This is a genomic window from Brooklawnia sp., from assembly GCF_032229645.1.
Classification (GTDB): domain Bacteria; phylum Actinomycetota; class Actinomycetes; order Propionibacteriales; family Propionibacteriaceae; genus Brooklawnia.
This window is the reverse complement of record NZ_JAVTWX010000136.1, coordinates 93,869-101,636: the sequence shown is the minus strand read 5'-3', so window position 1 is coordinate 101,636 and position 7,768 is coordinate 93,869. Positions and strand designations below refer to the sequence as shown.

The window sequence follows — 7,768 nt, the reverse complement described above, 5'->3', positions numbered from 1 at the left end:
CCCGTTCGCTGGGTGCCTTGACCATCGGTGTGGTGACCCGGCCGTTCTCCTTCGAAGGGCGTCGGCGCGCGAACCAGGCCGAAACGGGTATCGAGATGCTCGCCGATGAGGTCGACACCCTGATCGTGATTCCCAACGACAAGCTGCTCGAGATGACCGATGTCAGGGTGGCCATTCTCGATGCGTTCAAGCAGGCCGACCAGGTGCTGATGCAAGGGGTATCGGGCATCACCGATCTGATCACCACGCCCGGCCTGATCAACCTCGACTTCGCGGACGTCAAGTCCGTCATGAGCAACGCCGGATCGGCACTCATGGGCATCGGTTCGGCACGCGGCGACGACCGGGCCAGGCAGGCGGCCGAACAGGCGATTTCCAGCCCGCTGCTGGAGGCCAGCATCGACGGGGCACGCGGGGTGCTGCTCTCGATCGCGGGCGGCTCCGACCTGGGCCTCTTCGAGGTCAGTGAGGCCGCGAACCTGATCGAGCAGGCTGCTCACGACGAAGCGAACATCATCTTCGGTACCGTCATTGACGATGCGCTCGGCGACGAGGTCCGTGTCACGGTCATCGCGGCGGGCTTCGATTCCGGCCAGCCGACTCCCAAGCCGAGGCCGGTGGCCGCCGTGCAGCAACCCGAGCGGCGGCCCGCCGCCAAGGCCGAGCCGATGATCAACCGCCAGAACGAGCAGCGCCGGTTCGTCCCGAACTCGGCTCCGGCCAATGACGATCACAACGAGCCGACGCACATGAGCAAGCGTCCGGTCGCTCCGGTGGCGGTTCCGGTCGATGACGAGGATGACGGTCTGGACATTCCCGACTTCATGAAGTGAGTCGGGCGTGTTCGCCACATTCATCGAACCCGCCGCCAATCGGGGCGTCGGTGTTGCATTCACCGATCGTTTGGGTGGGGTCTCCACAGGACCGCTGGCCGAATTGAATCTCGGACGCAGCGACTTGGACGAACTGGACAGTCTGCGCGCGAACATGGCGCTGGTGCGCCAGGCCTCCGGGTTCGTGCGACTTGCTGCCGTGCATCAGGTGCACGGCACAGCGGTGCACCTGGCAGATGAGGATGGGCGGGACTGGTCGTGTGATGATTGGATCGGCGACGGCGTGGCCGGCGCGCAACGGTTGCCGGTGGCGGACGCCATCGTCACGACCACGCCTGGACTTGCTGTGATGATCCGCGTAGCCGATTGCGTGCCGGTCGTGCTGGCAGACCAGGCGGCCGGCATCGTCGGCTGTGCTCACGCCGGACGAGTCGGCTTGCTGGACGCAGTGCTGCCGGGCACGGTGCAGGCGATGTACGACGCCGGAGCCCAGCAGATCACCGCCTGGATCGGTCCGCACATCTGCAGCGACTGCTATGAGGTTCCCTCCGAGATGGCGGACGAGGCAGCCGACCGGCTTCCCGAGTGCCGAGCCATCACTCGTTGGGGGACGCCGGGCATCGATCTGGGTGCCGGAGCCGCCGCACAGCTGACGCGACTCGGGGTGCAGGTACATCGCGTGGATCCGTGCACCTTGACCACACCTAGTCTTTTCTCGCACCGCGGAGACGGCCCCGGCGCGGGCCGCCAGATCGGCTTGGCCTGGATTGGCGATTGCGCACCGAATGGCGGGCGTGTCGCAACCTGATCTTCCGCGTCTTGGCCAATTCGTTGGATAGGCTCGGATCGATTTCAGGATCACTCCTCGGTCGAGCGCGAAAGGGTTGACATGGCGCAGGGCATTCGTAAGGCGGCCGCCTGGCTCGGATTGGTCCGTGACGAAGAGGACGAGCGCTACGGCGACGATGTCGAGCAGTTCAGCGAACCGATCTACGGTTACGAGCAACCCGAGGAGGTGTCGACCGTGACCCCGATCAACCGTCGACCCAGCCAGCCGGATCACTATCGTGAGCCGTCCGCCACCGATTCTGGCGCTGCCGAGCCGATCAAGGCCGACCTCGGGCGCATCATCACGGTTCACCCACGGGCATTCAACGAGGCGCGCACGATCGGCGAGCATTTCCGCGACGGTGTGCCGGTGATCATGAACCTGACCGACATGGAGGACGCCGACGCGCGTCGGCTGATCGATTTCGGCGCCGGGCTGATCTTTGGGCTGCGTGGCACGATAGAGCGTGTGACCAGCAAGGTCTTCCTGCTGTCGCCCAACAACGTCAATGTGACCGCCGAAGATAAAGAACGCATCAAGGGCGGTTTCTTCAATCAGAGTTGAGGTTTCTCGCAGATGCAGACTGTCGGCTGGCTCTTGTACATGCTGCTCCAGATCTACATTTGGGTGCTGCTTGCCCGAATGATCATCAGCTGGATCCCGATGATCGCCCCGCGCTGGCGCCCTCGCGGTATCCTCGCCTCGCTTTTTGAAGTGGTATACACGCTGACCGATCCGCCGATCCGCGCCTTCCGCAAGCTCATCCCGCCGCTCAATCTCGGGGGCGTAAGTCTCGACATCGCCTTTATGGCAGTTTTGATCGTGATCTTCGTGCTACAGCGCGTGATCCTCGGTGTCTTCTTCTGAATGGTGCGTCGCTTGGGTATGCATTGTGCGTCTTGGTCAGGCGTCTTAGTGAGCCATGGAGTAATCTAAACAAGTCAAAAGTGCGCTTCGGTGCACTTCACGACGAAGAGATAAGGTCGGGCTACCCTGGCTCGTCCGGACAATTGAGCCTGCGATCTGGAGTAAGAGATGACTCTGTCCCTCGATGAGGTACGCAATATCCGCTTCCCGATGGCGCGTAAGCCAAGCGAGGACGGATACCGTGCCAGCGCGGTCGACAACTTCATGGACAAACTGGAAGTCAGTTACGCCCAGTTGGCCGAGGAACTCGAACGGCTTCGTGCTGCTAGTTCTGCCGGTTCGGGTGAAGCAGATGACGCATTGCGCGGCCAGTTGCAGAGTGCGCAGGCCGAGTCCAGCCGACTCGGTGCCCAACTGGACGCGCTGCGCAACGAGCATTCTTCGACGCAGACGTCGAGCGCCCAGTTGCAGCAGGACAACGAACGACTGAGCGGCGAAGTCAATCAGCTGCGTAGCCAGCTTGACGAGTTGCGTGCCAGCAGCGACCTGTCGAAGACCGGCGGTGAGCAGCTGCGCGCCGAGAACGAGGACCTGCATCGTCAGCTCGACGAGTTGCGTGGTCAGCTGAATCAGGCCCGGCAAGAGCTAGTGTCCGCTCAGCAGCAGGCAGAGGCCGCTAGGCAGGCGCAGGTCGCCGCCCCGCGCGTGGTGATGGATGGTGCCGCCGGCGATGTCCGTCAGATTCGCGTGACGTCCAGCGCCGAGGCCAGCTCGGCCGTCGTCCGTCTTGTCGAACTCGCCACCGATCAGGCCGAGACGCTGCTGTCCGACGCAGATGCCGAGTCGCGCCGCCGGATCGCTGAGGCGAGCAGTCAGGCCGAGCGCACCACTGCCGAGGCCCGTGCTCGCGCCGAGCAACTCGATCACGAGTCGCGTTCGGCAGCCGAGCAGCTGGATCGCGAGTCCAAGGCGCGCGCCGAGCAGCTCGATCACGAGTCCAAGGCTCGCGCCGAGCAACTCGATCACGAGTCGCGTTCGGCAGCCGAGCAGCTGGATCGCGAGTCCAAGGCTCGCGCCGAGCAGTTGGACACCGAGAGCCGCCAGCAGGCAGATCGTCTGCTCGGTGAGGCGCGCTCTCGTGCCGATCATCTGGACGCCGAGGTTCGCGAGCGTCGCGGCGACCTGTTCGCCAGCCTGGAGAGCGATCGCGATGTGCTGGTCGATCGAGTTAACCAGCTGCGCGACTACGAGGAAAACTACCGCCGCACCTTCACCGGCTTCCTGCAGTCGCAGATCGATCAGCTCGGGCAGGCCCCCATCAGTCCAAGCCAGCGTCCCGACACCGATGCGATGTACGGTCTGGGTCAGCCGCAGGTGTCGACGCCGCGACTCGATGCCCTGGTCAACGAGACTCGTAACGAACTGAACTGAGGACCCTGATTCAGCCGAACAGACCCGGTGTTCCCGGCATCCCAGAAGGTGCTCGAGCGCCGGGTCTCTTGGCGTCTCGCGGGTTTCACCGCACTGGGCGGCAACCTCATTTTTCCAGGCAGTTCGAGCGGGTTCGATTGCGCTCAGGCTTCGTCGTTGCGCTCTGGGCGGTGAGGTGTACACTGCCCGAAATACGTACTAGGGAGAATTGATGGCTACCACCAAACCTGCCGACGAGGCGGTACTCACGGCCCTGCCGGTTCTCGATGGGGAGGACCCCTGGACCGCCGAAGAGGTTGCCGAGGTTCGTGCGGAGCTGGTCGAGGAACGCGACCGTTTGCGTGCGGCCGTTGCCCACACGCAAGCCGAACTGGCTGAATTGATGACCGAGGGCAGCGACGGCGCTGGCCGTGACCCGGCCGACGTCGGTTCGTCCAATTTCGAGCGCGATCAAGAGCTGTCGTTGCACAACAATCAGCGAAAGATGCTCGACCAGACCGAGCAGGCAGTCAAGGCCCTGGCAGCGGGCACCTATGGGTATTGCGAGAACTGCGGCAAGCCGATTGGCAAGGCCCGGTTGGAGGCATTCCCGCGTGCCACGATGTGTGTGTCATGCAAGCAGCGCCAGGAGAGGCGATAACTGCTGCGGCTCCCCAGCCCGGTGAGGTGGATGGGGAGAGCGCGCCGCTCCGGGTGCTCAGTGGTGCCACAAGCACGACACCGGCACCCGGAAAGTTCCGTATTCTGATGGCGGTCATGGCGCTGGTGCTCTATGCGCTTGATCAGTTCACGAAGCACGTTGTGCTGCAGAAGTTGACGGTGGGTGACCCGATCGAGGTAGTTCCGGGTCTGCTTTGGTGGTCGCTGCATTTCAATCCCGGCGCGGCCTTCAGCATGGGCACTCAGTTCACTGTGGCAATCGCGGTTCTGGCGCTGTGCGTGCTGGTGGCGTTGATGGGGATCGTGGCACCCAGAGTGCGTGGCTGGTTGACCGCTGTCGCCGTCAGTTGGTTGATGGCCGGTGTGGCAGGGAACCTCACAGATCGGCTCTTTCGCGCGCCGGGGCCTTTCCGCGGCTATGTCGTCGATTTCATCGCGGTGCGCAGCTTCGCGGTCTTCAATGTGGCCGACATGTGCATTACGGGCGCGGCCATCCTGCTGATCATCTGGTCGGTCCGTTCGGAGCGCCGCTGATGGCGCTGCTGCTGGTGCCCGACGGATTGGACGGTGAGCGCGTCGATCTGGCCGCCTCCCGGATGACCGGGCTCACTCGATCCCGGATCGCCGACCTGATCGAGGACGGTGGGGTTCAGCTGGCTGGTGCGCCCGTGAGACGGGCATCTGTGAGGGTGCACGCCGGAGAACTGCTCGAAGTCGATACCAGCGAGCCTGTGCGTCTCCCGAAGGTGACGCCGGTGCTGGCGGACGGGCTGCGGATCGTTCATGAGGACGCCGACCTGGTTGTCGTCGACAAGCCGGCCGGCGTCGCGGCGCATCCATCGCTGGGATGGGATGGTCCCGATGTGGTCTCCCACCTGGCCGCTGCGGGCGTGCAGGTTTCTACCTCTGGCGCGGCCGAGCGGCAGGGCATCGTCCAGCGGCTCGACGTGGGCACCTCGGGCCTGATGGTGGTAGCCAAGAGTGAGTACGCCTATTCGGTGCTCAAGCAGGCTTTTCGAGACCGTACGGTCGACAAGGTCTATCTGGCGCTGGTCCAAGGTCATCCCGATCCGTTCAGCGGCACGATCGACGCGCCGATCGGACGTCACCCGGGTCACGACTGGAAGTTCGCGGTCATCTCAGGTGGGCGACATTCGGTCACGCACTACGAGGCGGTCGAGGTGCTGCGGGCGGCCAGTCTGCTCGAAGTGCACTTGGAGACCGGTCGGACCCATCAGATCAGGGTGCATCTGTCGGCTATCGGGCATCCCTGCGTAGGCGACCCGCTCTACGGCTCCGATCCGGTACTGGCCGAAAGGCTGGGGTTGACGCGCCAGTGGTTGCATGCCATCCGGCTCGGATTCGTGCATCCTGGCAACGGAGAATATGTCATTTTCAGCTCGGAGCCCAGCCCCGATCTGAGCTCAGCGCTGGAGCTGGTTCGCGCCGAGTCTTGACGTCAGGACGCCGGGCTTTGGCAACGCGATTGCTGGACTCTTATGGGATGACTGGACGTTCTCGGCTAGCCTAAGAGTGTGCGTAGAGCAAAGATCGTTTGCACGCTAGGGCCGGCTACGTCGACCCAAGAGCGTATGGAAGAGCTGATTCATGCGGGTCTCGATGTGGCCCGCTTCAATATGAGCCACGGCGACCATGCCGAGCACAAGAAGCGTTTGGACGAGACTCGGGCTGCGGCAAAGGCTGTCGGTAAGACGGTCGGCCTGCTGGCAGACCTGCAGGGTCCGAAGATTCGCCTCGGCAATTTCGTCGAAGGCAAAGTGAACCTGACCTACGGCCAGGAATTCACCATCACGATTGACGACATCGATGGGGATGCCCACCGGGCCTCCACTACTTTCAAGGGGCTTCCGGGCGATGTCAAGCCCGGTGACACCATTCTTATCGACGATGGCCGGGTGGGCCTGGAGGCCGTTTCGGTCACCGACACCGACGTCGTCACGAAGGTCACGGTTGCCGGCCCGGTCAGCAACCATAAGGGCATCAACCTTCCAGGCGTGGCCGTGAACGTGCCCGCGCTGAGCGAGAAGGACGAGTCCGACTTGCGCTGGGCGCTGCAGAACGATTTCGACATGATCGCGCTGTCGTTCGTCCGCCGGGCAGATGACATCACCCGCGTCCACGAGATCATGGACGAAGAAGGCATCCGGCTCCCTGTGATCGCGAAGATCGAGAAGCCGCAAGCGGTGGAGAACCTCAACGAGATCGTGGACGCCTTCGACGGCTTCATGGTGGCTCGTGGTGACCTCGGCGTGGAGCTTCCTCTGGAAGAAGTTCCTCTGGTGCAGAAGAGGATCATCCGCAAGGCCCGCAAGTGGGCCAAGCCGGTCATCGTTGCCACCCAGATGCTGGATTCGATGATCAGCGCCCCGCGGCCAACCCGCGCCGAGACCTCCGATGTTGCCAACGCGGTGCTCGACGGCGCCGATGCGGTCATGCTCTCGGGTGAAACCTCGGTGGGTGCCTACCCGGTCGAGACCGTGGAGACGATGGCCCGCATCGTTGAGAACACCGAGAAGCACGGTCTCAAGGAGATCAGCAAGATCAAGTGGGACCCGCACACCACCGGTGGCGTGATCGCGATGTCTGCTGCTCAAGCTGCGCAGCAGCTGGGCGCGAAGTACATGGTGGCCTTCACTCAGTCGGGCGATACGGCCCGTCGGATGTCCCGGTTGCGCGCGGAGATTCCGCTGGCAGTCTTCACGCCCGAGGAGAAGACCGCGCACTGGCTGACGCTGTGCTGGGGCGCTCAGGTGTTCACGACCCCGTCGTATCCCAGTAACGAGGACATGGTGGTTGCGGTCAACGAGATCATGCAGGATCTGGGCCTGGTCAAGGTCGGTGATCCGGTCGTGATTGTCTTCGGCTCGCCGATCGGTCTCATTGGTAAGACGAACACGCTGCGTGTGCACCGCATCAAAGAGCGCAACTGATCGAAGCAGGTAGCTGAATTCCTGTTGACGAGCTTCCGCAGTCGGGCCGTTCGGCGCCGTCTGCGGAAGCTCTGTTTTCTTTCATGACCCTGGGACGGAGCATTGACCCGTTCGTCCGAGTGCGGTCGCTGGCTGGTGGCAATCCATTCATCGGCTGCCGGAAACCGCAGCTGCTGCCGGATTGATCGGGCTTGCCG

At 63.4% G+C, this 7,768-nt stretch carries 9 protein-coding genes; all 9 read left to right on the top strand.

What is annotated here, in order from left to right:
• On the top strand, positions 1–833 hold an 833-nt coding region (locus AAFP05_RS11230), incomplete at its 5' end, for a cell division protein FtsZ (RefSeq protein WP_341729945.1).
• 7 nt (positions 834–840) lie between these two features.
• The gene (locus tag AAFP05_RS11225; protein ID WP_341729944.1) at positions 841–1,641 is read left to right on the top strand and encodes a polyphenol oxidase family protein; all 801 of its coding nucleotides are present in this window, start codon (positions 841–843) and stop codon (positions 1,639–1,641) included.
• Between the two features lie 81 nt (positions 1,642–1,722).
• A complete protein-coding gene (gene sepF, locus AAFP05_RS11220) occupies positions 1,723–2,226 on the top strand; it encodes a cell division protein SepF (RefSeq protein ID WP_341729943.1) in 504 nt (167 codons plus the stop codon).
• A 12-nt stretch (positions 2,227–2,238) separates the two neighbouring features.
• Complete coding sequence (locus AAFP05_RS11215; RefSeq protein ID WP_341729942.1) at positions 2,239–2,529, top strand: YggT family protein; 291 nt, start codon at positions 2,239–2,241, stop codon at positions 2,527–2,529.
• Positions 2,530–2,697: 168 nt separating this feature from the next.
• On the top strand, positions 2,698–3,960 hold the full coding sequence (locus tag AAFP05_RS11210) for a DivIVA domain-containing protein (RefSeq protein WP_341729941.1): 1,263 nt from the start codon (positions 2,698–2,700) through the stop codon (positions 3,958–3,960).
• Between the two features lie 211 nt (positions 3,961–4,171).
• Positions 4,172–4,600 carry a TraR/DksA family transcriptional regulator gene (locus AAFP05_RS11205; RefSeq protein WP_341729940.1) on the top strand — a complete coding sequence of 143 codons (429 nt, stop codon included), beginning with the start codon at positions 4,172–4,174 and terminating at the stop codon, positions 4,598–4,600.
• Positions 4,573–5,154 carry a signal peptidase II gene (locus AAFP05_RS11200; RefSeq protein ID WP_341729939.1) on the top strand — a complete coding sequence of 194 codons (582 nt, stop codon included), beginning with the start codon at positions 4,573–4,575 and terminating at the stop codon, positions 5,152–5,154. The genes AAFP05_RS11205 and AAFP05_RS11200 overlap by 28 nt, the downstream gene beginning before the upstream one ends.
• Positions 5,154–6,077: an RluA family pseudouridine synthase gene (locus tag AAFP05_RS11195; protein ID WP_341729938.1), complete on the top strand. Its 924-nt coding sequence runs from the start codon at positions 5,154–5,156 to the stop codon at positions 6,075–6,077. Before AAFP05_RS11200 ends, AAFP05_RS11195 begins: the two co-directional genes overlap by 1 nt.
• Before the next feature lie 78 nt (positions 6,078–6,155).
• On the top strand, positions 6,156–7,571 hold the full coding sequence (pyk, locus tag AAFP05_RS11190; protein ID WP_341729937.1) for a pyruvate kinase: 1,416 nt from the start codon (positions 6,156–6,158) through the stop codon (positions 7,569–7,571).
• Positions 7,572–7,768: the final 197 nt, after the last annotated feature.